Here is a 25,753-nt window from a genome sequence, read left to right as displayed (position 1 = left end):
GCGAGGAAGAGGAATACCACCATGACCTGCTCGACTACCATCAGCTATAAACCCTTCAGTCACCTGACCCGACCACGGGAAGTGATCCGCCAGTTCACCCCCAACTGGTTCGCCGCCACCATGGGCACCGGTGTACTGGCGTTGGCCTTGGCCCAGTTGCCCGTCAACGTGCCAGGCCTGCATGCCATTGCCGAAGCGCTGTGGATGTTCACCATCGGCTTGTTCGTGTTGTTCAGCGCCCTGTACACCGCCCGCTGGGTGATGTTCTTCCACGAGGCGCGGCGGATTTTCGGGCACTCCACCGTCTCGATGTTCTTCGGCACCATCCCCATGGGGCTGGCGACCATTCTCAATGGATTGCTGCTGTTCGGCCTGCCCCGTTGGGGCAACAGTGTGATTCCCCTGGCCGAAGTGATCTGGTGGCTGGACGTGGCGATGGCCCTGGCCTGCGGCGTGCTGATCCCGTTCATGATGTTCACTCGCCAGGAGCACAGCATCGACCAGATGACCGCCGTATGGCTGTTGCCGGTGGTTGCCGCCGAAGTGGCCGCCGCCAGCGGCGGCTTGCTCGCGCCGGACCTGGCAGACGCCCATTCGCAACTGGTGATGCTGGTGACCAGCTATGTGCTCTGGGCGTTTTCGCTGCCGGTGGCGTTCAGCATCCTGACCATCCTGATGTTGCGCATGGCCTTGCATAAGTTGCCCCACGCCAATATGGCGGCGTCGAGCTGGTTGGCCCTGGGCCCGATTGGCACCGGCGCCCTTGGCATGCTGTTGCTTGGCGGTGACGCACCGGCGATCTTCGCCGCCAATGGCTTGCCCGGTGTCGGTGAGATGGCCAACGGCCTGGGCCTGGTGGCGGGCATCACGCTGTGGGGTTTTGGGTTGTGGTGGATGCTGATCGCGGTGCTGATCACCCTGCGTTACCTGCGTGCTGGTATCCCGTTCAACCTCGGCTGGTGGGGCTTTACCTTCCCGCTGGGGGTGTATGCCCTGGCGACGCTGAAGCTGGCGAACGTGCTGCACCTGGGTTTTTTCAGTGTGATGGGCAGTGTGCTGGTGGTGGCCTTGGCGCTGATGTGGCTGATCGTTGCCAAGCGCACGGTGCAGGGCGCCTATAAAGGTGAGCTTTTTGTTTCCCCCTGCATTGCAGGACTAGGGAATAAGTAAGCGGGATTAGGTAAAGTCGTGGCCTGTTTTTAATAAAAGCCCAACAGGCCACGCAGGAACACGGACGATGAGCCACCCCTCGCAATTCACTTTGCTGCGCACACGGCGCTTTTTGCCGTTTTTCGTCACCCAGTTGCTGGGCGCCTTCAACGACAACATCTTCAAGCAATCGCTGATCCTCGCCATCCTCTACAAGCTGACCATCGACGGTGACCGCTCGATCTGGGTCAACCTATGTGCGTTGCTGTTTATCCTGCCGTTCTTCCTGTTTTCGGCGCTGGCCGGGCAGTTTGGCGAGAAATTCAACAAGGACGCGTTGATCCGCGCGATCAAGATCGGCGAGATCGTGATCATGGCCGTGGGCGCCACCGGGTTCATGTTCAACCACCTGGAATTGATGCTGCTGGCACTGTTTGCCATGGGCACCCACTCGGCGCTGTTTGGCCCGGTGAAGTACTCGATCATGCCCCAGGCCCTGCATGAAGATGAGCTGGTGGGCGGCAACGGCCTGGTGGAAATGGGCACGTTCCTGGCGATCCTGGCCGGCACCATTGGCGCCGGGATCATCATGTCGTCGACCCATTACGCGCCGCTGGTGTCGGTGGCGATTGTCGGCGTGGCGGTGCTGGGCTACCTGGCCAGCCGAGGCATCCCTCGGGCGGCGGCGTCGACTCCGGGGCTGCGCCTGAACTGGAACATTTTCAGCGAATCCTGGGCCACCTTGCGCCTGGGCCTGGGGCAGACGCCGGCTGTTTCGCGTTCCATCGTTGGTAACTCGTGGTTCTGGTTTGTCGGCGCGATCTACCTGACGCAGATCCCGGCGTACGCCAAAGAGTGGCTGTACGGCGACGAAACCGTGGTGACGCTGATCCTCACAGTGTTTTCCGTGGGCATCGCGCTGGGTTCCATGCTGTGCGAGAAGCTTTCGGGGCGCAAAGTCGAAATCGGCCTGGTGCCGTTCGGTTCGTTCGGCCTGACGGTGTTCGGCTTGTTGCTGTGGTGGCACTCGGGTGGCTTCCCGCAGAACGTGCAGGCCAACGACTGGCTCGCCGTGCTCAGCTATGGCCAGGCCTGGTGGGTGTTGTTCGATATCCTCGGCCTGGGGGTGTTCGGCGGCTTCTATATCGTGCCACTGTACGCGTTGATCCAGTCGCGCACCGCCGAGAACGAGCGGGCCCGGGTGATCGCGGCCAACAACATTCTCAACGCGCTGTTCATGGTGGTGTCGGCCATCGTGTCGATCCTGCTGCTCAGCGTGGCCAAGCTGTCGATCCCCGAGCTGTTCCTGGTGGTGTCGCTGCTCAACATCGCGGTCAACACCTACATCTTCAAGATTGTCCCCGAGTTCACCATGCGTTTCATGATCTGGCTGCTCAGCCATTCCATGTACCGCGTGGAGCATCGCAACCTGGAAGCCATCCCGGATGAGGGCGCGGCCCTGCTGGTGTGCAACCACGTGTCGTTTGTCGATGCGCTGTTGATTGGCGGCGCAGTGCGTCGGCCGATTCGCTTTGTCATGTACTACAAGATTTACCGTTTGCCGGTGCTGAACTTTATCTTCCGCACCGCCGGGGCGATTCCGATTGCGGGGCGCAACGAAGACATCCAGATCTACGAAAAGGCTTTCACGCGGATTGCGCAGTACCTGAAGGAAGGGGAGTTGGTGTGCATCTTCCCGGAGGGCAAGCTGACGACCGATGGCGAGATGAACGAGTTTCGTGGCGGCGTGACGCGCATTCTGGAGGAGACGGCGGTGCCTGTAATTCCGATGGCTTTGCAGGGGTTGTGGGGGAGTTTCTTCAGTCGTGATCCGAAGAAGGGGTTTTTCCATCGGGTCTGGTCGCGGGTGGTGCTGGTGGCGGGTGAGCCGGTATCTACGGAGGCGGCAACGCCTGCACATCTGCAGCAACAGGTAACCGAGCTGCGCGGCACGGTCCTGTAGGAGCCCGGCTTGCCGGCGATGGCGTCCGTATGACTGCCATCGCCCGCAAGCGGGCTCCTACAGTGCGGTGCGCCAGTGGGTCAGGTGCTGATCTTGAGGCCGATAAGGCCGCAAATGATCAACGCCACACTCGCCAGCCGGAACAGCGCCATGGATTCCCCAAACAGGATAATCCCGGCGATCACCGTGCCCACCGCACCCACGCCAGTCCAGATCGCATAGGCGGTGCCCAGCGGCAGTTCCTTCATCGCCAGCCCCAGCAAACCCAGGCTGATCGCCATGGCCGCAATGGTCAGGGCTGTGGGCAAAGGCTTGCTGAAACCGTCGGTGTACTTCAGGCCAACGGCCCAGCCGACTTCGAACAAACCCGCAAAAAACAGAATGATCCAGGACATGATGACCCTCTCTACAGACGTGGGGTCGTCCCCGGATTAGGCGCTTAAGAGCGTCGCGAGGTCGTCCCCGCGAAGCTCGGTAGAGTGCCGAATATTGATCGGGCGATCAAGTTTACGGCGTGGTTTCCAGTGCGCTGCGGTCTTCCTTTTCGCTCATGCGGCGGAAGTAGGTCGAGAGCAACGCTCCGGAAATGTTGTGCCAGACGCTGAACAGTGCACTCGGCACCGCCGCCAATGGCGAAAAATGCGCGCTGGCCAAGGCAGCACCCAGCCCGGAGTTTTGCATGCCCACTTCCAGCGCCAACGACTTGCGCTGTGCCAATGGCAAACCGAACAGGCGGCCGGTGAAATAACCCAGCAGGTAGCCAAAGCTGTTGTGCAGCATCACCACCGCCATGATCAACAGACCCGACTCGGCAATCTTCGCCTGGCTGGCGGCAACCACGGCCGCGACGATGATCACGATGCTCACCACCGACACCAGCGGCAAGACCTCCACCGCATGGCGTACACGTTCGCCGAGCAACCGTTGCGACAGTACGCCGAGCACGATGGGCAGCAACACGACTTGCAGGATCGACCAGAACAGCTCCATGAACGAAACAGGCAGCCAGGCCGAGGCCAGCAGCCAGATCAGTGCGGGTGTCAGCAGCGGGGCGAGGAGGGTGGTGACGGCGGCGATGGCCACCGACAGCGCCAGGTCACCCCGGGCCAGCCAGGTCATTACGTTGGAGGAGGTGCCGCTTGGGCAGCAACCGACCAGGATCACACCGACGGCAATTTCCGGCGGCAGGTGGAAGGCCTGGCACAGCAACCAGGCCACACCGGGCATGATCACGAAGTGGGCAACCACGCCCAGGGCCACGCGCCACGGGTGGCGGGCGACCTCGGCGAAGTCTTCGAGTTTGAGGGTCAGCCCCATGCCGAACATCACCAGGCCCAGCAGCGGCACGATGGCGCCTTTGAGGCCGATGAACCAGCCCGGTTCGAGGAACGCCAGCACGGCAAAGATCAACACCCAGTAGGCGAAGGTGTTGCCGACGAAGCGGCTCAAGCCGGCTCCTACAAAGAGAGGGCGTCAGATGCCCTGTGGTGTTTCTTCACCGCCGAGTGCTTCAACCAGCGCCGGCAGGAAATCGCCGAACGTCAGCATCATCAGGGTAAAGCTCGCATCCAACTGGCCCAGGGCTTCGTCGCCGCCGTCCTGTTCGGCCTGGTCTTGCAGCAGGTCTTCGAACTTCAGGCGCTTGACGGTCATTTTGTCGTCGAGCATGAAGGACAGTTTGTCCTGCCACGCCAAAGACAGCTGGGTCACGACCTTGCCGGTGGTCAGGTGCAGTTGGATCTCTTCGCCGGTCAGGTCCTGGCGCTTGCAGCGCACGATGCCGCCGTCTTCGTGGGTGTCGCGCAGTTCGCATTCGTCGAGGACGAAGAAATCATCGGCCGGCTTCTGGGTGGTGACCCAGTCGGTCATGATCGCGGTTGGCGCGGTTTTGACGGTGAGTGGGCGAACCGGCAGGGTGCCGATCACTTCACGCAAGGTCGACAGCAGGTCTTCGGCGCGCTTGGGGCTGGCCGAGTTCACCAGGATCAGGCCCTGTTTCGGCGCGATGGCGGCGAAGGTCGACGAACGACGGATAAAGGCGCGCGGCAGGAAGGCCTGGATGATCTCATCCTTGATCTGGTCGCGTTCCTTCTTATAGACCTTGCGCATCTGCTCGGCCTCGATCTCTTCGACTTTCTCTTTGAGTGCGTCACGCACCACACTACCCGGCAGGATACGTTCTTCCTTGCGGGCGGCGATCAGCAGGAAGTCACCGCTGACGTGAACCAGGGGAGCGTCTTCACCTTTACCAAACGGCGCGACGAAACCGTAAGTGGTCAACTCCTGGCTGGCACAGGGGCGCGCCAGCTTGGTGGCCATGGCCGCTTCCAACGCCTCGGCATCAACAGGCAGATCTTGGGTCAGGCGATAGATAAGCAGGTTCTTGAACCACATGGGGTGAGTCTCTCCTTTATACAAAGGAGGGCATTATTCTCTTGATAGCGCCTCAGGCCAACCCTGCCTAAGCCATTGGAAGGGCTCAAAAAAAAGATTTAAGAAAGTGCTTGCCAGACCCAAGGTCGCTCCGTAGAATGCGCGCCACACCGAAGCGAAGGGTGATTAGCTCAGCTGGGAGAGCGTCTGCCTTACAAGCAGAATGTCGGCGGTTCGATCCCGTCATCACCCACCATTCGTTTCAAGTGTTACGCGCAGCGGTAGTTCAGTCGGTTAGAATACCGGCCTGTCACGCCGGGGGTCGCGGGTTCGAGTCCCGTCCGCTGCGCCATATTCGGTAACCTGGAACACTGAACGCCAGGTCACCACAGAAAGCCCGCTTAATCGCGGGCTTTTCTTTGTCCGAAATATGGCAAAAAATCGCGATTTAAACTTTTTTTAAATAAATTGCATTTAAATCAAGACATTACGATTTTTTGGTGTATGATGCGCCCACACCGAAACGAAGGGTGATTAGCTCAGCTGGGAGAGCGTCTGCCTTACAAGCAGAATGTCGGCGGTTCGATCCCGTCATCACCCACCATTCGTTTTAAGTGTTACGCGCAGCGGTAGTTCAGTCGGTTAGAATACCGGCCTGTCACGCCGGGGGTCGCGGGTTCGAGTCCCGTCCGCTGCGCCATATTCGGCAACCTGGAACACTGAACGCCAGGTTGCCACAAGAAGCCCGCTCATTGAGCGGGCTTCTTTTTGCCCGGATTTTTTGTCTACAGCCCCATCAAGCGGTAACCCACCTGCAGTTCCGTGATGAAATGCTGCGGCTGTGTGGGGTCTGCTTCCAGCTTTTGCCGCAGATGCGCCATGTGTACCCGCAAGTAATGGGCGCGGTCCACGTAGTCCAGGCCCCACACCTCCAGCAATAACTGGCGATGTGTGAGTACCCGGCTCTGGCCGCGAATCATCGCGCAGAGCAGGCGGTATTCGATGGGCGTGAGGTGCACCGGTTGTGTTTGGCGCCACACCTCATGGGTGGCCAGGTCGACTTCAATGTCGCCAAACGCCACCTTACTGGTGGCCGTCACCGTCCCGGTTTGCCCATGCCGGCGCAGTTGTGCGCGGATGCGTGCGAGCAACTCGGGCACCCCGAAAGGCTTGGTCAAGTAGTCATCGGCGCCGGCGTCCAGGGCAGCGACTTTTTCCTCTTCGCGATCGCGGGCCGAGAGCACCAGGATCGGCACTGCCAACCAGCCACGCAACTCGCTGATCAGCTGTTTGCCATCGCCGTCCGGCAGGCCCAGGTCGACGATCACCAGGTCCGGCTGACGGCTGGCGGCGTGTATCAGCGCGCGCTTGACGCTGTCGGCCTCGAACACGTGAAAGCCCTCATCTTGCAGGGCAATCCCGACGAAGCGGCGGATATTGGCCTCGTCCTCAACAATCAAAATGCGTGCAGTGCTCATAGGGCGTCCATGGACGGCGGGGTGCCCGCCGGAAGGGTGATGATGAAGTGCATGCCACACACTTCGCCGGGGTTGGCGTCGATGCGGCCGCCGTGGGCTTCGACGATGCGCTTGGCCAGCGCCAGGCCCAGGCCGATGCCTGTGACGGAAGATTCCTGCTGGCCGCGCGCGAAGGGCTCGAACAGGTTGGCCGGTGCCGCGCCCGGGCCGGTGTCGCTGACCTCCAGCGTGAGGCTGCCCGAGATGCAGTGCGCGGCGACGGTAATGCGCGTGCCCGCCGGGGTGTACTTGGCGGCGTTGTCGAGCAGGTTGACCAGCACCCGCTCAAGCATCAGCGCATCGACTTCCACCAGCGGCAATGGCGCCTCAAGGGCGGTGTTCACCGAGTGTCGCGCCAAGGGTTCGCGCAACTGGCGCAGGGCGCTGCCGACGATTTCTTCCAACGAATGCCACTGGCGATTCAGGCGCACGCCGTGCTCCTGCAGGTGCGCCATGTCCAACAGGTTTTCGATCAGCCGTTGCATCGACGTGGCCTGTTCGTGAATGCCGTGCAGCAACGCGGTCAGCGGCCCGGGCGGCGCGTGGGGCAGGGCGGTGTCGGCGGCGCCGATCAAGGTGGTCAGCGGCGTGCGCAGGTCATGGGAGATCGCAGCGAGCAAGGTGTTGCGCATCTTCTCGCCTTCCATCTGCACCAGGGTGCTTTGCGCCACTTCGACAAAATGCACACGCTCCAGCGCGATCGCCAGTTGGCTCATGCAGGCTTCCAGCAGGTGGCGTTCCTGGGGATCACTCAGGCGCTCGCTTTGGGCCAATTCCAGCACCAACACACCGCGCACACGCATCGGTGCCTTGAGCGGCCAGTAGCAACCTTTGGCCGCCGACAGGGTGTCGGTGCCCTGGCCGGCGGCCTTACCGTGGTCGTAGCTCCATTGGGCGATGCTCTCGTCCATCGGCAGGCCGCCCACGCTGTGCACGCCATCGGCGGCGTCCGGCAACGCCAGGCCGACCCGCGCCTCGAACACGCCGCTGAAGGTGCGCAGGGCCACTTCGCTGATCTGCTCCACGGTCAGCGCCGCCGACAGGTCGCGGGCCAGGCGGGCCAAAGAGGTGGCGCGCCGTTCGCGGGCGGCGGCGGTGCGTGCTTCATGGCGCAGGCGGGCGGTGAGCTGCCCGGTGATCAGGGCGATGCCCAGCATCAGCGCAAACGTGAAGAAATACTGGGTGTCATTGACGGTGAATGAGTAGCGCGGCTGCACGAAAAAGAAGTCGAAACACAGCACCGCCAGCATCGCCGCCCACACGCCGGGGCCACGCCCGAAACGCAGGGCCACCAGCACCACCGTGAGTAAAAACAGCATGACCACGTTGGCCAGGTCGAACACCTGCAGCAACAAGGCGGCGACGGCGCTGGCGGCAAAACACGCCAGACTGGCCCACAGGTACGCCAACCGAGTGCCCGCTGCGGGGGCTACCTTCTCGACCACTGCAGGCTTGGCCGGCAGCAGCCCGTGGGCGATCACGATCTGATCGATTTGCCGGTGGTGCCGGCTGATCCGGTCACTCACCGACTGATGCCACACTCGCCACACCCGACGCGGATGATGGCCCAGCACCAGGCGATTGGCATTGTGCTCACGGGCACAGGCGGCCAGGGCTTCGGCCACGTCCATGCCGGGCAGTGTGGCGGTGTCGGCTCCCAGCTCAGCTGCCAGCGCCAGGGTTTTCATGGCGGCCAGGTAACGTTTGGCGCCGCGCCCCTGGTGCGTGGCGACATGCACCGCGATCCAGTCCGCTTCCAGCTTCTGTGCCAGGCGTGCCGCCTCACGCACCAGGCGCTCATCGCCCGCATCACCCGCCACGCCCACCAGCAGCCGCTCGCGGGCCGGCCACAGGTGGGTGATCGCCCGTTCGCGGCGGTACACGCGCATCTGCGTGTCGACGCGATCGGCCGTGCGCCGCAGTGCCAACTCGCGCAGGGCGAGCAAATTGCCCTTGCGGAAAAAGTGTTGCGAGGCGCGCTCAGCCTGGGCCCCCAGGTACACCTTGCCATCCTTGAGGCGTTGCAACAGGTCGTCGGGTGGCAGGTCGATCACCACCACGTCGTGGGCGTTATCGAACACATGGTCAGGCACGGTCTCGCGCACGCGGATGCCAATGATCCCGCTCACCAGGTCATTCAAACTTTCCAGGTGCTGGACGTTGAGGGTGGTCCACACATCGATGCCGGCACTGAGCAGTTCTTCGACGTCTTGCCAGCGTTTAGGGTGGCGTGAGCCCGGCGCATTGCTGTGGGCCAACTCGTCCACCAGCACCACGGCAGGGTGCCTGTGCAGTGCCGCATCCAGATCAAATTCAGTCAGCGCATAGTCGCGGTGAGACACGGCGGCGCGGGGCAGTTGCTCCAGGCCCTCGAGCAGCGCGGCGGTGTCTGTGCGCCCATGGGTTTCGACCACGCCTGCCAGCAGGTCACGACCCAGGCCGACCTCACGTTGCGCCGCCGCGAGCATGGCGCAGGTCTTGCCTACCCCAGCGTTGGAGCCGAAGTAGATACGCAATTTGCCGCGCAAGGCGGCGTGTTCTTCCCTCTGGATCCGAGCGAGCAGGGCGTCGGGGTCGGGGCGTTCGTCGGGTGGCACGTAGAGCCTGTTAATCATTTTTTGAATCCATCCAAAATTCCTTGTAGGAGCCCGGGGTGGGGGGGGGGGGGGGGGGGGGGGGGGGGGGGGGGGGGGCGTTTTCAAAGACGCCATCGCCGGCAAGCCGAGGGGTTACACCAGGCCCAACCCGGTCAGCAGCAGGTCAATCAGCTTGATCCCGGCAAACGGCACCAGTACGCCGCCCAGGCCGTAGATCAGCAGGTTGCGATTGAGCAACGCCGCCGCGCCAATCGCCCGGTATGTCACGCCGCGCAAGGCCAGGGGAATCAACGCGACGATGATCAGCGCGTTGAAAATCACCGCGCTGAGAATCGCCGAGTTGGGGCTGGCGAGGTGCATCACGTTCAAGGCGCCAAGCTGCGGGTAGGTCGCGACAAACGCGGCCGGGATGATCGCGAAATACTTCGCCACGTCGTTCGCCACGCTGAAGGTGGTGAGGGCGCCACGGGTCATCAGCATCTGTTTGCCCACCTCGACCACTTCAATCAGCTTGGTCGGGTTGCTGTCGAGGTCGACCATGTTGCCGGCCTCTTTGGCGGCCTGGGTGCCGCTGTTCATCGCCACCGCGACGTCCGCCTGGGCCAGTGCCGGTGCGTCGTTGGTGCCGTCGCCGGTCATCGCCACCAGCTTGCCCTGGGCCTGGTAGTCGCGGATCAGTTGCAGCTTGTCTTCGGGCCGGGCTTCGGCAAGGAAGTCATCCACACCGGCCTCCACCGCAATGGCGGCGGCGGTGAGGCGGTTGTCACCGGTGATCATCACGGTCTTGATACCCATGCGACGTAGCTCGGCGAAACGTTCCTTGATACCGCCCTTGACCACGTCCTTGAGTTCCACCACGCCCAGTGCCTGGGCACCGTCGCTGACCACCAGCGGTGTGCTGCCACGCCGCGAGACTTCATCGACTTTTGCCTGCAAGGCGGCGGGAAAGCTACCACCCAACGCCTCGATATGGCTGCGGATTGCATCGGCTGCGCCTTTGCGAATGGCCCGGCCTTCGGGCAGGTCCACGCCGCTCATGCGGGTTTGCGCGGTGAAGTGCACAAAGCTGGCGCCGAGGGCGTTGATGTCACGGGCGCGGATGTCGAATTTCTGTTTGGCCAGGACCACGATGCTGCGGCCTTCCGGGGTTTCGTCGGCCAGGGACGCCAACTGCGCGGCGTCGGCAAGGTCAGCCTCCTTCACGCCGGGCGCCGGCAGAAAGCGGCTGGCCTGGCGATTGCCCAGGGTGATGGTGCCGGTCTTGTCCAGCAGTAGCACGTCCACATCACCCGCAGCCTCCACGGCGCGGCCTGAGGTGGCGATGACATTGGCCGACATCATCCGGCTCATCCCGGCCACACCGATGGCCGAGAGCAGGCCGCCGATGGTGGTGGGGATCAGGCACACCAGCAGCGCGACCAGCACCGTGGCGCTGATCACGCTGCCGCTGCCGCTCATGGCCACCGCGAAGATCGAGTAGGGGCTCAGCGTGGCGATCACCAGCAGGAACAGCAGTGTCAAACCCACCAGCAAAATCGTCAGGGCGACTTCATTCGGGGTTTTCTGGCGCTTGGCCGATTCCACCATGCTGATCATGCGATCAAGGAACGATTCGCCCGGGTTGACGCTGATGCGCACCACCAGCCAATCCGACAGCACCCGCGTGCCGCCGGTAACCGAGGAAAAGTCGCCACCGGCCTCGCGAATCACCGGTGCCGATTCGCCGGTGATCGCGCTTTCATCCACCGACGCCACGCCCTCGATCACCACGCCGTCCAGCGGCACCAGGTCGCCGGCTTCGACCAACACCACGTTGTCCTTGCGCAGTTGGCTGGCTTCCAGAGGCAACCACGCGCCGCCGTGTTGGGGTTTTTGCAGCAATTTGGCAAGGGTCTGGCGCTTCATGCCGCGCAGGCTGGCGGCCTGGGCGCGGCTGCGACCTTCGGCCAGGGCTTCGGCGAAGTTGGCGAACAGCACGGTGAACCACAGCCACAAGGTGATGCTGAGGATAAAACCGCTGGGCGCTTCACCCTGGCCCCCCAGGGACTGGAACCACAGCAACGTGGTGAGCAGGCTGCCCAGGTACACCACGAACATCACCGGGTTTTTCCATTGGGCCTGGGGCAACAGTTTCTTCAGGGCATCGACGCCGGCCGTAAGCACGATGCGCCGGTCAAACAGGGGTAGACGAGCATTTTTCATAAAGGTGATCCCTTACTCACTGACCGCAATGGCGGGCTGACGGGCGTCCAGCGCCAGGTTGAGTTGCAGCACATTCACCCGCGGTTCGCCGAGCAAACCGAAGGTGCGCGCATGGGTGTGGTCGTCGAGCAGTTGCAGCAGTTCGGCTTCCGGGATGTGCCGCAGGCGGGCTACCCGGGCCAGTTGCAGGTGTGCGTTGGCCACCGAGATGTGCGGGTCCAGGCCCGAGGCTGAAGCGGTCACGGCGTCGACCGGCACTGGCGCATCGGCGGCGAGGGCGTTGGCCTGGCGATAGGCCTGGGCGCGTGCGGTCACCTGGTCAACCAGTTTCTGGCTGGTCGGGCCGAGGTTGCTGGCGCCGCTCGAGCCTGCGTTATAAGGCTGCGAGATGCTCTTGCTCGGGTCTTGCGGGTCGGCACCGAGGGTCATGCTCGGGCGCCCCTGGAAGTACTCAGGTTGTGTGAACGGTTGGCCGATCAGCGCGGAGCCGATCACCTGGCCATCGCGTTCGATCAGCGAGCCATTGGCCTGTAGCGGGAATAACAGTTGTGCAGCCAGCGTGGTGAAGGCGGGGTACGCCAGGCCGGTCAGCAGCATGAAAAACACTGCCGACACCAGCACTGGACGCAGCAGGCCTTTGAAAATCGATTGAGTGGTCATCTGCGTGTCCTCAGTTGTACGTCTGGCCGGAGAGCAGTTGCAATTGCTCCACCAGCGGGCCAAGCGCGAGCGCAGGCAAGAAGGTCAGGCCGCCGACCACCAGCACCACGAACACCACCAGCAACATGAACAGCGGGGTGGCAGTGGGGATGGTGCCGGCGCCGGCAGGTACGGTTTTTTTCATCGCCAGGGAGCCGGCTACGGCCAGCATCGGCAGCATGGTGAAGAAGCGCCCGATCAACATCGCCAGGCCAATGGTGGTGTTGAAAAACGGCGTGTTGGCGTTCAGCCCGGCAAACGCCGAACCGTTGTTGGCGGTGCCGGAGGTGTAGGCGTAGAGCACCTCGCTGAACCCATGGGGGCCGAGGTTGTTGAGGCTGGCCATCGTGTCCGGCCACAGGGCGGCGAGGGCGGTGAAACCAAGGATGCTGATGGGGTGGGCGAGCACCGACAGCATCACCAGCTTGATCTCACGGGCCTCGATTTTCTTGCCGAGGAATTCCGGGCTGCGGCCGATCATCATGCCGACCAAAAACACCGTGAGCAGCGCGTACTGGATCAGGTTGATAAAGCCCACACCGTCACCGCCGAACACACAGTTGAGCATCATCTGCGCCAGGGGCACGAAGCCGCCCATGGGCGTCAGCGAGTCATGCATGGCGTTGACCGAGCCGGTGGTTGCGGCAGTGGTGGTGGCAATGAACAGGCTGCTGTCGGCGATACCGAAGCGCAGCTCCTTGCCCTCCATGTTGCCGCCGCTCTGTTCGATGGACAGCGTCTGGTCTGCGCCGGCCTGGGTCAGCAACGGGTTGCCGGCTTGTTCAGCGCCGTACACCAGCGCGAGAAAGCCGATGAACATCACCAGGAAGGTGCCGAAGAACACCCAGCCCTGGCGGCGTTGCAGCAGCATGCTGCCGAAGGTGTAGGTCAGTGCCGATGGAATTAGCAGCATGCTGAGGATGTGCAGGACGTTGGTCAAAGGCGTGGGGTTTTCGAACGGGTGGGCGGCGTTCATGCTGAAGAAGCCGCCGCCGTTGGTGCCGATGTGCTTGATCGACTCAAAGCTGGCCACCGCCCCCACAATCAACTGTTGCTGCGCGCCTTCCAGGGTGGTGGCGAGGGCTTGCGAGGCAAAGGTCTGCGGCATGCCTTGCCACACGTAAACCAACGCCATCGCCACGCACAGTGGCAGCATCACGCGGTAGAGCGTGCGGGTGAAGTCGACCCAGAAGTTGCCGATATCCGCCGAACTTGAGCGGCTAAGGCCGCGAATGAAACCGGCAGCGGCGACCACGCCGGAGGTGGCGCCGACGAACATCAGGAAGGTGATCACCGCCATCTGGCTGAAGTTCGACAGGCTGGTTTCACCCGAGTACGCCTGCCAGTTGGTGTTGGTGATAAAGGACGCGGCGGTGTTGAACGCCAGGTCCGGCGTCTGGGCGGCCAGGCCCAGTGGGTTGATCGGCATGACGGCCTGCAAGCGCAGCACCAGGTAGCCCAGCAGCATCATGGCGGCATTCGACAACAGCAACGCCGCGCCATAGCGGGCCCAGCCCATGCCGGCCTGTGGGTCGATGCCCAGCAGGCGATAAGTACAGCGTTCCGGCAGGGCGTGGCGGGTGCCGGTGAACACCCGGGTCAGCCACTGGCCCATCAACACGGCGAGCCCGGTCATCAACCCCAGGACCAGCGTAAATTCCAGCAAAGTGCTTAGCATGTCGTGGCTCCGTTCAAATCTTGCCCATGGCGACAATGGCCAGGGCAGTCGCAACAAAAAACACCAGGGAGAGGCCCATAAACATCACGTCGTACATGGCAGGCTCCCTAGAACTTTTCGGCGCGAATAAGGGCATAGCCCAAATAAACGAACAGCCCGACGGCACTCAGGCCACTGGCGATATAGATGAAGGTAAGTGTGAGCACGGTGTAACTCCCCTGAATGAATAAGCCGCAACTGCGGACGCGGGGAGGTTAAGGGCTGGCGTATCAAGCTCGGGCACTCATTACCCGGTGCGGCATTAAGACGGTATATAGGCGTGTGTTCGGCGGGCACACGCAAACAAGGGATAGCCCGTTGCCGGGGTATCCCTTTGAAGTCTGGGGTTGCGCGGATGTGACTGGCCCGCTTACTTGCTCTTCTTTTTCTTGTCGGCGCGCGTGGCGAGGTGCTCGAAGCAGAACGCGGCGGTGCCAAAGAGCGCAATCATTGTCAGGACGACCATGCCTAAAGTTGAACTTTCCACGATGACTTCCTACGGGTGTTGGGGGTAGGAAGTGACGGTAGAGTGCGCAGGCTTAGTGGCTCAATAGCGACGACGTAATCGTTATGCGAGTGGGGCGATCTATACGCATTCTTTACGCGATGAGCGCGGATGGCCCTTGTAGGAGCTGGCTTGCCAGCGATGGCGGTGTATCAGCCAACAGGTTCATGTCTGGCTGACCGTCATCGCCGGCAAGCCGGCTCCTACAGGTTGCGGCTGTGGCGGTAGTCGCTGATCGCTTCGTAGACCGCTTTGCGCAAGCGGTTGATCCCGCCGATTGGGCGATGGGCCTCCACCCCGAACCAGGGGTTGAACGACTGGTTGTCGCACGCGAGGTTCAGCGCTGGCGTATCAAAATCCTGCGGCGGGATCTTTACCTTGGCCACGGTTTCATACGCCGCGTCGCTTTCCTTCCATTCGATGCTGGTGTCTTCGATCGGCATGAATTTCTGCGGGTTCTGGCGCTGGATCTGCAACACGAAACAGGCCGGAACGCGGTCGGTGGAGAGCTGTTGATTCAGGGCGCTGCGCAGGAAGTTCGGCAGGTCCTGGTTCTGTTTGGGCAGCACGTATTCCGGGCAGCTTTGCGGGTCGGGCGCGACACGGAACTTGGCATTGGCCGTGCCGAACTTGTAGGGCGAAACCGAAAAGTACGTGGTCTGCGTCGGGCTGGCCGGCGCGGGTGCCAGTGTGGCCAGGGCGATGAACAGGTGCCGCACCTGCCAGCTGCGTGGATCAAGTTTGGGGAAGAACGCCAGGACCTTCTTGCCGTTGGCCTGGGCGCCGATGTTTTGCGCGTACTCCGCCACGTCACTGACAAAGAAGTTCGGGTGGCTGAACATCACGAAGTCCTGCTCCGTGCGCGCTTGCTGGTCGGCCATCAGCTGTTTGCCCGGTACATCGAGCAGCTTGATCGCCATGCCCCGCGCATCGCGGATGCTGTCGAACTGCGGGTAGGCGTTGCCGTTGGACAGCCGCATCATCGCTTGCCAGGTCTTGCCGGGCTCGGCGAACACACCCTGGCGCAATGCGGGGTCGAGGTTTGCCAGTACGCTGACTTCAGCCTTCACGCAACCGTGGGCCTTGGCGTGGGCGTCGCGCAGGTAGCGCGTGCCTTCGCGGTGCTGGTCGACGATGCGTACGGCGGTCTGGATGATGCCCTGGGTCATCGCCGCTTCACCCGCCGGGATCTGCTCGTTGGGCGACACCGGGCCGCTGTGTTGCCAGGCAAACCAGGTCGTGGCAGCCAGCCAGCCGAGCAGCCCGAGGCCGACCAGCCACAGAATGGTCTTGCCGAGAAACCGGCCCAGGCGCAGCCAGAGGCGGGCGAGCAGGGAGCGTTCGTTGTATTGCGATCGGATAATCATGGCAGTTGTTGCTCCAGCGGGCCGCCCAGCACTTTGAGGTATTCCAGCAGCGCCCAGCGCTCCTGCGGTAGCAGGCCACGGCCGATGACGCCGTTGCCCCGTTGGCCGGCGCGGAATTCATGGCCGCTGTTGTGGTTGCCGGTGATTTTGGTGTCGAACAGGAAGGCGTTCTTGAACGCGTCGGTCTGGAAGCCCAGGTGGCGCGGGTCGTAGTCGAAGGTGCCTTTATAGAACGTGGTGCTGCGCTCGTCCTGAGGCGAGAGCAATTGGTAGATCGTCGGCACCGAACCGTTGTGCAGGAACGGCGGGGTCGCCCAGACACCGGCCAGCGGGCGAGCCTTATAGGCGCGCAGTTCACGCACGCCGATGGGCAGGCCGTAGCCGTCCAGGCGTGGGCGTTCGGCTGGCGTTACGCCGGCGGCGCGGTAGGCGTGGTCTTCGACGAAGGCGGTGACGTAGGCCAGGCCCTTGGCCACCGACATTTTTTTCAGGTCCAGCGGCTCGGTCGGGGTGGGGTGCAGTTCGACATTGAGCTTGGCCAATTCGGCCGGGTCCCACTGCAACGCGCTGAGGTCATAGCGTTGGTCGGCGATGTTGCTGGCAGTGCCGGGGTCGGTGCCGATGTAGTCCACGGGCAGCATTTTCAGTTGCTGCACCGGACGGCCATTTTCCTGGGTGACGCTGGGCACGTGGCAGCCGGCGCAGTTCTCGGCGAACAGGGCGCGGCCCTGGGCGGCCAGCGGCTTGTCGATGGCACCGAACAAGTCTTCGGGCCAGGTCGGTGGCTTGAGGCGTTGCAGGGTTTCTTCGATCAGGTTGAGGTCACGTACCCTAACGCTGGAGGGGTAACGCGCATCGCCTTGCAGCGGTTGACCGGCGCCGTCGAAGAACTGCAGCGTGGCCCCCACGCCAAGGGCTTCGCCGATATTGCGCGCCATGGGCTGCTGGGCCGAGCCGTTCCATTGCACCCAGTCGAAGGTCCAGATGTCCCACAAATGCGGGTAGTCCACTGGCGCGTTGGCGACACGGTAGTTGTCCGGGGAAATGGCGTCGCCGAAGCTGGCGTTGGCGATGCGGCCAAACGCGTCGGTACGGCCCGGGCCTTCTTCGGTGGGGTAGAGGCCGCGATGGGTGTCGTTCCAGGCAACCTTGAGGAACTGGTTCAGCGACTGCTTGAAGTCCTGGCGCAGCTGTTTTTTGCTGTCATCGTCGTAATGTGTGCCGAGCACGGTGCGCGCAAAACGCTCGAACTTCCACGGGTTGTAGTAGGTGGCAGCGAGGCTGGCGACAAGGGCCTGGCCGAAGCTGCCGCCGCGCAGGGTCGGTACGCTGGAGGGCAGCACGTGCTGGGCCGAGCCGCCGTCGATGCGCAGGGCCTGGCCTTTGAAATGCAATTCACCGGTATGGCAGGCGGCGCAGGTGATGTCCAGGTACTCGACGTTGCTGCCGGCATTCTGATGACGGGCGAACCCGACGGGCAGGTTGCCGGGGTTTTGCGAGGTGGGAACCTGTTTGGGGTCCACCAGGAAACCGAAGCGTGCGAGGTACTCCGGCGTGGCAAAACGCGCGTCCGAAAATGGCAGTTCGAGGGCCGTGAACCAATCGTAATGCAGGCCTTTTACCTGGGTGCCCTGGGGCGTGAAGTAGTAGGTCTGACGGTCGGCGGCACTCCATTGATCCTGGTAGTGCACCTGCTCCACGGGCATGTAGTCCGGGAGTTTGGGGTTCACGGTGTAATAGAGCACCACGGCCAGGGCGATGCCGAGCAGGGCAAATATCAGGAGTAAAACACGGGAAAAAATGCGCAAGATAACTATCCTTGTCGAGTTGTAGCGTTGTTATGCCATCACGTCACAGGTGCGGCAAGTGGCCATGAGCCTGGTGGCGTGTGGTCCCGCGATCCGTCGCGGGCCTCCATAATGAATGAAAATGCTTTTAAACACGTGAACTTATCAGAAGTTTCCCGCTCACATGCCGGTAGCCATTGGTCGTGGCCGCCTGATAAGCTCGCGACTTTATTCGAATGCCCTATTGGCGCATGAACAAGGAAATAGCATGAAACAGCATCGGTTGGCGGCGGCGGTGGCCCTGGTTAGCCTGGTACTTGCGGGTTGTGATTCGCAGACCAGCGTAGAGCTGAAAACCCCGGCGCAGAAAGCTTCCTACGGCATCGGCCTGAACATGGGCAAAAGCCTTGCTCAAGAAGGCATGGATGACCTGGACTCCAAAGCGGTAGCCCAAGGCATCGAAGATGCCGTTGGCAAGAAAGAACAGAAGCTGAAAGACGAAGAACTGGTTGAAGCGTTTGCCGCACTGCAAAAGCGTGCTGAAGAACGCATGACCAAGATGAGTGAAGAGTCGGCAGCCGCCGGCAAGAAATTCCTCGAAGACAACGCCAAGAAAGACGGCGTCGTCACCACCGCTTCCGGTCTGCAGTACAAGATCGTGAAGAAATCCGATGGCGCCCAGCCTAAGCCAACCGACGTCGTGACTGTTCACTACACCGGCAAGCTCACCAACGGCACCACCTTTGACAGCTCCGAAGACCGTGGCAGCCCGATTGACCTGCCAGTCAGCGGTGTGATCCCGGGTTGGGTCGAAGGCCTGCAACTGATGCACGTCGGTGAAGAAGCCGAACTGTACATCCCGTCTGACCTGGCCTACGGTGCCCAGAGCCCGAGCCCGGCGATCCCTGCCAACTCGGTACTGGTGTTCAACCTGAAGCTGCTGGCCATCAAGGACCCAGCCAAGGCTGACGCTCCTGAAGCCCCTGCTGCCCCGGCTGCCAAGAAGTAACCAGCGCCTGAGCACACACAACGCCCCGTTTCGACGGGGCGTTGTTGTTTCTGCGGTTCACTTATTTGTAGTGAGCGGGCTTGCCCCGCGCCGGGGGCGACTCCACCCTAATGTGACCGCTGCGGTGTTTCAGTAAGGACCAGGCCCTGGATTTGGATCGGTGTCGCCCCTGGCGCGGGGCAAGCCCGCTCACTACAGATCCAAACGAACGTCCGGGGCCGGTGGGAGTCTGATATAAGACTCGAGCACGGGTAGTCGTAGATCAGCGCCAAGTCAATGAAATCTTGGGTTTTTTTATGTGCGCAAAAAATGCCCGATCTGACTGCAAGCCTTGCAGGTCGTGGCTTTCAGCCGAAAAAACCGGCTCTGTTCACAAGGTTATCCACAATTTGTGTGGATAACATTTTATGTCGCCTGGAACGGGAGTGACGATGAAAGCACCCTTCAATTTCACCCGCTTCCTGCCCATGGCCGCGCGCCTGCTGGGGCGGGGGCGTCTGCCAACCCTGCTGTTTGCGGTCGCCGCCAAAGGTTCGAGCCAGGGCAACCGGCTGGGCAAGCTCAAGGACGATCTCAAGCTGCTCCAGGCCCTGTGCCTGGCCTACTGGCGCGGCGAGTACCGGGCGATCAGTCCCAAGGCGCTGATCTCGGTGGTGGCCGGGCTGATGTACTTCTTGAGCCCGATTGATGCGATCCCTGACTTTATTCCGGTGTTTGGCATGCTCGACGACATCGCGGTGCTGGCCTGGCTCATGAAGACCCTGGACGGCGAGCTGAGCGCCTTTCGCGCCTGGCGCGATGCCCAGCGCCCGGAAAAACTGGCGGTGGTTGAGCGCTTGCCCGCGACCCCGGCACTGCTGGCAAAGGAAAACCCGCAAAAAAACTGACAACGCGGCTATCCCCCTGCGACCTTTGTGGCTGTTAGGATTACACTTCTAAGGAAAGAACTTACTTAGTAAGTGTTGTTATCCTACGGGGCAGTCATGGATATTCAGATAATTTCACGCAATGGCGAACCCGAATACGCGGTGTTGCCATGGGATCAATACCAGGCGCTACTAAAAGCCGCCGGTCAACCGATACCCACCCAGGCTTTTTCCCCTGCTGTAACCCCCGCTCCCGAGCAGGACCTGCGCCCGCTCGCAGACCTGCGCGGCCTGCGTGAAGCCAAAGGGCTGGCCATCGAGGCCTTGGCCCGTACCGTGGGCATCAGCCCCTCTTATCTAGGATTGATTGAAAGTGGTGAGCGCCAGCCGGATGCCGCTATTCGCCGCAGCCTGGCCTGGGAATTGGGCGTTGCAGGTTGGAGGGATGAATCTTGAGCCTACGTATCAGCCGTCAACATTGGGATGGGTTACTCAACGAACTGGACCAGGCGCGCCGCCAGCGCCATCTGCTGACCTACCGCGCGCTGCTGGAGCGCCTGCAATTTCCCACGCCGGCCATGCAAACCCTGGCGGCGGCCCTGGAACATCTGGCGGCGCTGGATGCCAAGGCCGAGCAGCCGCTGCGCAGCTCGCTGGTGATCAGCCAGGGCGCTAGCCGCCTGCCGCGTACCGGCTTCTTTGAGTGTGTGGAGCGCCTGGGGCGCTTCAGCGGGCCATCCGATGGCGTGGCCGCTGCGTCCTGGCACGCCTCGGAGGTGGTGCGGGTGTTCGAGTACGAGTATCCGGAATCGGCCGAGGCCTAAAGCGGTTGGGGCAGCATGTCCATGCTGTCGATCACATGGATGCTGTAGCCGGCCACGTCCTTGGCATGGTGCTTGGCCTGGGAGGCCAATTCTGCCAGTTGGCTGGCGTCGAGTTGTCCACAGGCCTGTGGATAGAGATGCACCACGCCAATCGATAGCGACAACAGGGCAAACTCCTGCCGCACGCCCTGGCGGTTCAATGCCACGAAGCAACCGGCATCCAAGTGTTCGGCACGGTAGAACCGCCGACACTGGGTGTGGAAATCGTCCAGCAGTTGGTTGAGCCGCTTGCGCCAGTCCTGCGGACCCAGCACCAGCAGAAAATCATCGCCGCCGATATGCCCGACAAAGTCGCGGCTGGGGTCTACCCGATCATTCAGGCATTGCGCCAGGCACAACAACACTTCATCCCCACGCCCATAACCGTAGATGTCGTTGAACGGCTTGAAGCTGTCGATATCCACGTAGCAGATCACCGACTCGCGCTGTTGCTGCAGCAAGCGCGTGAGGCATTGCTGGATCGGCACGTTGCCGGGCAACAAGGTCAGCGGGTTGGCGTAGCGCGCTTGCTGGATCTTCAGTTCGGTGATCAGCTTGAGCACGTCAATCACCCGGCCCAGGCCCAGGTAATCCCCGTTCAAGGTGATGATGAAATCTTCTTCGATGCGCTGTCGCGCACGGCTGGTGAGCAGGCGACTGACTTGCTGCAGCGACTGGCTCAGCTCCACGGCAAGAAAGTCATTGCTCATCAGACGGCTGATCGGCTTGCGTGCGAACAGGTCGGTGGCAAAGGGCTTGAGCAGGGCGTCAGACAACGAATGCCGGTGCACGATACCCACCGGGTGGCCGCGCCCGTCCAGCACCGCCAGCGAGTTGAGGTTGGCCTGGCGGCGGAACGATTCCAGCACCTGCGCGGTGGCAGTGTCCTGGTCGACCGCAGGTTGCTCGTTGAGCAGGGCGCTGAGGTCGCTGCCTTCCTCGTTGAGGGCGATGTTGGCGTTATCCTGCTTGGGCAGCATGGCCCGCACCTCCTGCGGCGGGTGCTCCTGGGGGCGGCAAAGCAAGTAGCCTTGAACGAGGTCGACGCCCATCTCCGTGAGCACCGCCAACTCTTCCGGTAGCTCGATGCCTTCGGCAATCACCTGGGCGCGAGACGCCTTGGCGATCTGCAGGATAGAACCGACAAACTCACGCTTGAGCGCATCCTGATGGATGCCGTCGATAAAGTGCCGGTCGATCTTCACATAATCCGGGCGCAGCTCCGACCATAACCGCAAGCTGGAATAGCCGGCGCCCAAGTCATCCAGAGCAATCGCAAAGCCCATGTCACGGTAGTGGTGCAAGGCAGTCTGCAGCAGGTCGAAATCGTCGGTCGGCGTCTGCTCGGTAAGCTCAATCACGACTTGGCTGGGTGGAATGCCGAAGTCACGCAGCAATTGCAACGTGCGGCCCGGTTGATGGGCCGTTTCCATCAGGGATTCCGGCGAGATGTTCAGGAACAGCTTGCCCGGCAATTTCTGCTCGCTGAAGCGTCGGCAGGCACTCTCGCGGCAGGCGATCTCCAGCTCACTGAGGCGCCCGGCGTGGCTGGCCACCGAGAACAGCGCGACGGGGGAGTGCAGCGGGCTGTTGGACGGGCCACGGCTCAAGGCCTCGTAGCCGAGGATGCGCCTCTCGGACAGGCAGATGATCGGTTGGAACAGGCTGTGCAAACTGCCTTGAGCCAGGATTGAGCTCAGGGCATTCAGCTGTTCGGTCATGGTCATGGCGATCTCGATCGAAAAAAAAGGACCGCAGGCTTAACGCCTGCGGTCCTTCATTTCACGACAGAATGATGTCTATATGATGACACTCCGGGGAGTGTTCACATTAAATTGCCATCATTTACTGCTTTGCAACCTGCTTGGAGATCTTGAGGTAGTCCAGCAGGATGCGACCGGTTTCCGCCAGGTAGGCGTCATCTTCCGGCTTGGTTTTTTCCGGCTCGGCCGGCAGTGCATCTTCATCTTCTTTCTTCAGCTCTTTGAGCGGGTCTTCACCCTTGGCCTTGCGGCGGGTGTTTTCCAGCACAAGCTGCTGATTCTCGATGGAGGTGTGCTGCGCACGACGGTCCGCTTCGTTGAGGCTGACGGTTTTTTCTTCCATCAGCTTCTTGGCCAGGGCCAGTTTGTCGCGGATAAACACGAACTCGGCATCCTTGGCGGAACGCGCATCGTGGTCAGCCTTCAACTGCGTCAGGAACGGTTTGAACGGGTCCGACGCCGGCTTGATCGCAGGACGGATAGTGTCCCACGGCATGGCTTCGGGCAGGGCGCTCTCGCCGATTTCCTTGGTGTCGATGATCGACGGGAAGTCGATATCCGGCAGTACGCCCTGATGCTGGGTGCTCTGCCCGGAAACCCGATAGAACTTGGCCAACGTCAACTTAAGCTCGCCATGGTTCAGCGGCTGGATGGTCTGCACGGTGCCTTTGCCGAAGGTCTGGCCACCGATGATCAGCGCACGGTGATAGTCCTGCATGGCGCCGGCGAAAATCTCCGAAGCCGATGCCGAGAGACGGTTGACCAGCAACGCCATCGGCCCTTTGTAGAAGGCGCCCGGGTTTTCGTCTTCGAGCACGTCGACACGGCCGTCAGCGTTGCGTACCAACACGGTCGGGCCCTTGTCGATAAACAGACTGGTCAGCTCGGTGGCCTCCTGCAGAGAACCGCCGCCGTTGTTGCGCAGGTCGATGACCACGCCGTCGACTTTTTCCTTCTGCAGCTCAGTCAGGATTTTTTTCACGTCGCGGGTGGTGGACTTGTAGTCCGGGTCGCCAGCGCGGAAGGCCTTGAAGTCCAGGTAGAAGGCCGGGATTTCAATCACGCCCAGCTTGTAGTCCTTGCCATCCTGCTTGAGGTTGAGGACTTTCTTCTGCACGGCCTGGTCTTCGAGCTTCACCGCTTCACGGGTGATGGACACGATCTTGCTGGTCTGGTCGTTCGGCGCGTTGGTGTGCGGAATCACCTCAAGGCGCACCACGCTACCTTTCGGCCCACGGATCAGCTTGACCACTTCGTCCAGGCGCCAGCCGACCACATCGACCATCTCTTTGTCGGCCTGGGCCACGCCGATGATCTTGTCAGCCGGCGCGACTTGCTTGGTCTTGTCTGCCGGACCTGCTGGCACCAGACGCACAATCTTCACCTGGTCGTTGTCGCTCTGCAGGACGGCACCGATGCCTTCCAGCGACAGACTCATATTGATATCGAAATTTTCCGCGTTATCTGGCGACAGATAATTGGTGTGCGGGTCGTAGGACATCGCGAAGGTGTTGATGTAGGCCTGGAAGATGTCTTCGGCACGGGTCTGGTCCAGGCGCGCAAGTTGGTTCTTGTAGCGCTTGGTCAGCAGTTCCTGGATGGCTTTGGGCTCTTTGCCGGCGATCTTCAGGCGCAGCACTTCGTCCTTGACGCGTTTGCGCCACAGGTCGTCGAGGGCGGCGGTGCTGGTCAGCCAGGGGGCGTCCTTGCGGTCCACCAGAAGGGTTTCCTTCTGGGTGAAGTCGAGCTTGTCGACGCCTTTGTCGAGTTCGGCCAGCGCGAAGTCCAGACGCGCTTTGACGCGGTCCAGGTAGCGCTTGTAGATGGTGAAACCGGGCTGCAGGTCGCCGCTCTTGAGGAAGTCGTCGAACTGCGTCTTCCACTTGTCGAACTCAGCGATATCGCTGGCCAGGAAGTAGCTGCGCGACGGGTCCAGCAGCTTGAGGTAGCTGTCGTAGATGATCACCGAGCGAGCGTCGTCCAGCGGCGGCTTGCTGTAGTGATGGCGCTTGAGCAACTCGACGACGTTAAGGCTGGCAATCACCTCATCGCGATCCGGCTGAAGGTTGTCCCAGCTGTTGGCTGCGAACGTATTGGTCGACATCGACGCGAAGCCGAGACCAATGAAAAGAGCGAGGGCGGTGCTTGGGAACAAATGCTTCATGCTGATTCGACGCGGGGGCAATTGATAACGCATATTAGGCCGTCTTTGAGGGAGCCGGTTCCATATGGTCCGGTCGCATAATGCAAAAAGCCCGGCGCTACAGCTACGGGCTCAGTCCAGACTCACTATGGAGGCACTGTGAAAGCATTGCAAGGCGTTGACGGTCACGTGGAGTGGTTGGATGAACCCCGTCCTACCTGCGATGTAGGCCAAGTTCGCATTCGTGTGGCGGCTGCGGGCCTCAATCGCGCCGATTTATTACAGCGTGCGGGGCTCTATCCTCCGCCCCCGGGCGCCAGTCACGTGCTGGGCCTGGAGTGTTCCGGGGTGATCAGCGAAGTCGGCCCGGGCTCGTCCTGGCAGGTCGGCGACCGCGTGTGTGCACTGCTGGCCGGTGGCGGCATGGCCGAAGAAGTGGTGGTGGACGCACGCCACGTACTGCCGGTGCCAGAGGGCTTGTCGCTGCTCGAAGCGGCGGCCCTGCCTGAGGTGTACAGCACCGCGTGGCTCAACCTGTTCCAGCTGGCGGGGCTCAAGCCCGGTGAGAAGGTGTTGTTGCATGCCGGCGCCAGCGGCGTGGGCTCTGCGGCGATCCAGCTGTGCAAGGCGTTTGGCAGCCCGTGCTGGGTCAGTGTCGGCTCGGCAGAGCGCCTGGCCTATTGCGAAGCGCTGGGCGCCCAGGGCGGTGTGGTGCGTATCGACGGCATCGAAGGTTTGCGGGATTTCGGGCCGTTCGACGTGATCCTCGACCCGGTCGGCGGTGACTATGCGGCGCTGGACCTCAAGCTGCTGGCTCTGGACGGTCGCTGGGTGTTGATCGGTCTGATGGGCGGCCGCGAGGCCAAGCTGGACCTGGCCCAGGTGCTGGGCAAGCGCGTGCAACTGCTGGGCTCAACCCTGCGCAGCCGCAGCGATCAGTTCAAGGCAGACCTGTTCAGTGACCTCAGCCAGCACGTGTGGCCGCTGTTTGTCGAAGGGCGCCTGAGCCCGCAGTTGGCCAAGACCTTCCCGATCAAGGACGCCGAGGCAGCGTTTGCGGAGCTGGCGACCAACCAGATTTCCGGGAAGCTGGTGTTGGTGATCGACGAAAGCCTCACCTGAAACACCCCCTGTAGGAGCCGGCTTGCCGGCGATTGCGGTGTATCAATGAAGAATGTTTCATCTGACACACTGCTATCGCCGGCAAGCCGGCTCCTACAGGGTTAGGGTTTA

20 protein-coding genes and 4 tRNA genes are annotated in these 25,753 nt (G+C 61.9%); 11 read left to right on the top strand and 13 right to left on the bottom strand.

What is annotated here, in order from left to right; genetic code table 11:
* Positions 1-21 precede the first annotated feature (21 nt).
* On the top strand, positions 22-1,170 hold the full coding sequence (locus tag AC07SU_RS24400; RefSeq protein WP_494998473.1) for a TDT family transporter: 1,149 nt from the start codon (positions 22-24) through the stop codon (positions 1,168-1,170).
* A 67-nt stretch (positions 1,171-1,237) separates the two neighbouring features.
* The gene (locus AC07SU_RS24395) at positions 1,238-3,112 is read left to right on the top strand and encodes an MFS transporter (protein WP_494998472.1); all 1,875 of its coding nucleotides are present in this window, start codon (positions 1,238-1,240) and stop codon (positions 3,110-3,112) included.
* A gap of 80 nt (positions 3,113-3,192) precedes the next feature.
* Here AC07SU_RS24395 and sugE read toward each other — a convergent pair whose 3' ends face one another.
* From sugE to rdgC, 3 genes are all read right to left on the bottom strand, one after another.
* Entirely contained in the window at positions 3,193-3,507 is a 315-nt protein-coding gene (gene sugE, locus AC07SU_RS24390; RefSeq protein ID WP_003237114.1) for a quaternary ammonium compound efflux SMR transporter SugE, read from the bottom strand.
* A 112-nt stretch (positions 3,508-3,619) separates the two neighbouring features.
* Positions 3,620-4,561: a bile acid:sodium symporter family protein gene (locus tag AC07SU_RS24385; RefSeq protein ID WP_494998471.1), complete on the bottom strand. Its 942-nt coding sequence runs from the start codon at positions 4,559-4,561 to the stop codon at positions 3,620-3,622.
* A gap of 24 nt (positions 4,562-4,585) precedes the next feature.
* Positions 4,586-5,506 carry a recombination-associated protein RdgC gene (gene rdgC / locus AC07SU_RS24380; RefSeq protein ID WP_005786703.1) on the bottom strand — a complete coding sequence of 307 codons (921 nt, stop codon included), beginning with the start codon at positions 5,504-5,506 and terminating at the stop codon, positions 4,586-4,588.
* Between the two features lie 159 nt (positions 5,507-5,665).
* Between rdgC and AC07SU_RS24375 the strand changes: the two genes are divergently transcribed.
* From AC07SU_RS24375 to AC07SU_RS24360, 4 genes are all read left to right on the top strand, one after another.
* A tRNA-Val gene (locus tag AC07SU_RS24375) sits at positions 5,666-5,741 on the top strand.
* A gap of 19 nt (positions 5,742-5,760) precedes the next feature.
* Positions 5,761-5,837 (top strand) — tRNA-Asp (locus AC07SU_RS24370).
* A 176-nt stretch (positions 5,838-6,013) separates the two neighbouring features.
* Positions 6,014-6,089, top strand: a tRNA-Val gene (locus AC07SU_RS24365).
* 19 nt (positions 6,090-6,108) lie between these two features.
* Positions 6,109-6,185: transfer RNA gene (locus tag AC07SU_RS24360), tRNA-Asp, on the top strand.
* A gap of 85 nt (positions 6,186-6,270) precedes the next feature.
* On the opposite strand, the gene AC07SU_RS24355 is transcribed toward AC07SU_RS24360, so the two are convergent.
* The 8 genes from AC07SU_RS24355 to AC07SU_RS24320 all read right to left on the bottom strand — a co-directional run bounded on the left by AC07SU_RS24355 (position 6,271) and on the right by AC07SU_RS24320 (position 17,897).
* Positions 6,271-6,963, bottom strand: a complete 693-nt coding sequence (locus AC07SU_RS24355) for a response regulator (RefSeq protein ID WP_494998470.1) — start codon at positions 6,961-6,963, stop codon at positions 6,271-6,273.
* Positions 6,960-9,617, bottom strand: a complete 2,658-nt coding sequence (locus AC07SU_RS24350) for a DUF4118 domain-containing protein (RefSeq protein WP_494998469.1) — start codon at positions 9,615-9,617, stop codon at positions 6,960-6,962. The genes AC07SU_RS24355 and AC07SU_RS24350 overlap by 4 nt, the downstream gene beginning before the upstream one ends.
* A gap of 114 nt (positions 9,618-9,731) precedes the next feature.
* Positions 9,732-11,801, bottom strand: coding sequence for a potassium-transporting ATPase subunit KdpB (kdpB, locus tag AC07SU_RS24345; RefSeq protein WP_176996435.1), 2,070 nt, complete (start codon positions 11,799-11,801; stop codon positions 9,732-9,734).
* Between the two features lie 12 nt (positions 11,802-11,813).
* Entirely contained in the window at positions 11,814-12,461 is a 648-nt protein-coding gene (gene kdpC / locus AC07SU_RS24340; protein ID WP_494998468.1) for a potassium-transporting ATPase subunit KdpC, read from the bottom strand.
* A 10-nt stretch (positions 12,462-12,471) separates the two neighbouring features.
* Positions 12,472-14,178, bottom strand: coding sequence for a potassium-transporting ATPase subunit KdpA (gene kdpA, locus AC07SU_RS24335; RefSeq protein ID WP_494998467.1), 1,707 nt, complete (start codon positions 14,176-14,178; stop codon positions 12,472-12,474).
* A 107-nt stretch (positions 14,179-14,285) separates the two neighbouring features.
* Positions 14,286-14,384, bottom strand: coding sequence for a K(+)-transporting ATPase subunit F (gene kdpF, locus AC07SU_RS24330; RefSeq protein ID WP_176996432.1), 99 nt, complete (start codon positions 14,382-14,384; stop codon positions 14,286-14,288).
* 541 nt (positions 14,385-14,925) lie between these two features.
* Positions 14,926-16,089 carry a catalase family protein gene (locus tag AC07SU_RS24325; RefSeq protein ID WP_494998466.1) on the bottom strand — a complete coding sequence of 388 codons (1,164 nt, stop codon included), beginning with the start codon at positions 16,087-16,089 and terminating at the stop codon, positions 14,926-14,928.
* Positions 16,086-17,897: a di-heme-cytochrome C peroxidase gene (locus AC07SU_RS24320; protein ID WP_494998465.1), complete on the bottom strand. Its 1,812-nt coding sequence runs from the start codon at positions 17,895-17,897 to the stop codon at positions 16,086-16,088. Before AC07SU_RS24320 ends, AC07SU_RS24325 begins: the two co-directional genes overlap by 4 nt.
* 247 nt (positions 17,898-18,144) lie before the next feature.
* Between AC07SU_RS24320 and bamJ the strand changes: the two genes are divergently transcribed.
* The 4 genes from bamJ (at position 18,145) to AC07SU_RS24300 (ending at position 20,575) form a co-directional block, all read left to right on the top strand.
* Positions 18,145-18,885: a BamJ family beta-barrel-assembly machinery protein gene (bamJ, locus tag AC07SU_RS24315; RefSeq protein WP_176996429.1), complete on the top strand. Its 741-nt coding sequence runs from the start codon at positions 18,145-18,147 to the stop codon at positions 18,883-18,885.
* 431 nt (positions 18,886-19,316) lie between these two features.
* Entirely contained in the window at positions 19,317-19,772 is a 456-nt protein-coding gene (locus AC07SU_RS24310) for a YkvA family protein (RefSeq protein ID WP_494998464.1), read from the top strand.
* A 96-nt stretch (positions 19,773-19,868) separates the two neighbouring features.
* On the top strand, positions 19,869-20,207 hold the full coding sequence (locus AC07SU_RS24305) for a helix-turn-helix domain-containing protein (RefSeq protein WP_494998463.1): 339 nt from the start codon (positions 19,869-19,871) through the stop codon (positions 20,205-20,207).
* Positions 20,204-20,575, top strand: a complete 372-nt coding sequence (locus AC07SU_RS24300) for a hypothetical protein (RefSeq protein WP_005786715.1) — start codon at positions 20,204-20,206, stop codon at positions 20,573-20,575. Before AC07SU_RS24305 ends, AC07SU_RS24300 begins: the two co-directional genes overlap by 4 nt.
* Here AC07SU_RS24300 and AC07SU_RS24295 read toward each other — a convergent pair.
* On the bottom strand, positions 20,572-22,341 hold the full coding sequence (locus AC07SU_RS24295; RefSeq protein ID WP_494998462.1) for a bifunctional diguanylate cyclase/phosphodiesterase: 1,770 nt from the start codon (positions 22,339-22,341) through the stop codon (positions 20,572-20,574). The genes AC07SU_RS24300 and AC07SU_RS24295 overlap by 4 nt on opposite strands.
* 118 nt (positions 22,342-22,459) lie before the next feature.
* The gene (locus tag AC07SU_RS24290) at positions 22,460-24,541 is read right to left on the bottom strand and encodes a carboxy terminal-processing peptidase (protein WP_176996425.1); all 2,082 of its coding nucleotides are present in this window, start codon (positions 24,539-24,541) and stop codon (positions 22,460-22,462) included.
* A 138-nt stretch (positions 24,542-24,679) separates the two neighbouring features.
* Here AC07SU_RS24290 and AC07SU_RS24285 point away from each other — a divergent pair, with 138 nt between their 5' ends.
* A complete protein-coding gene (locus AC07SU_RS24285; protein WP_494998461.1) occupies positions 24,680-25,642 on the top strand; it encodes a zinc-binding dehydrogenase in 963 nt (320 codons plus the stop codon).
* Positions 25,643-25,753 lie beyond the last annotated feature (111 nt).

It is taken from the genome of Pseudomonas sp. GW821-FHT05H12 (genome assembly GCF_059419385.1).
Note: the sequence above shows the minus strand (reverse complement) of the source record. Positions and strands in the feature narration are given on the sequence as shown.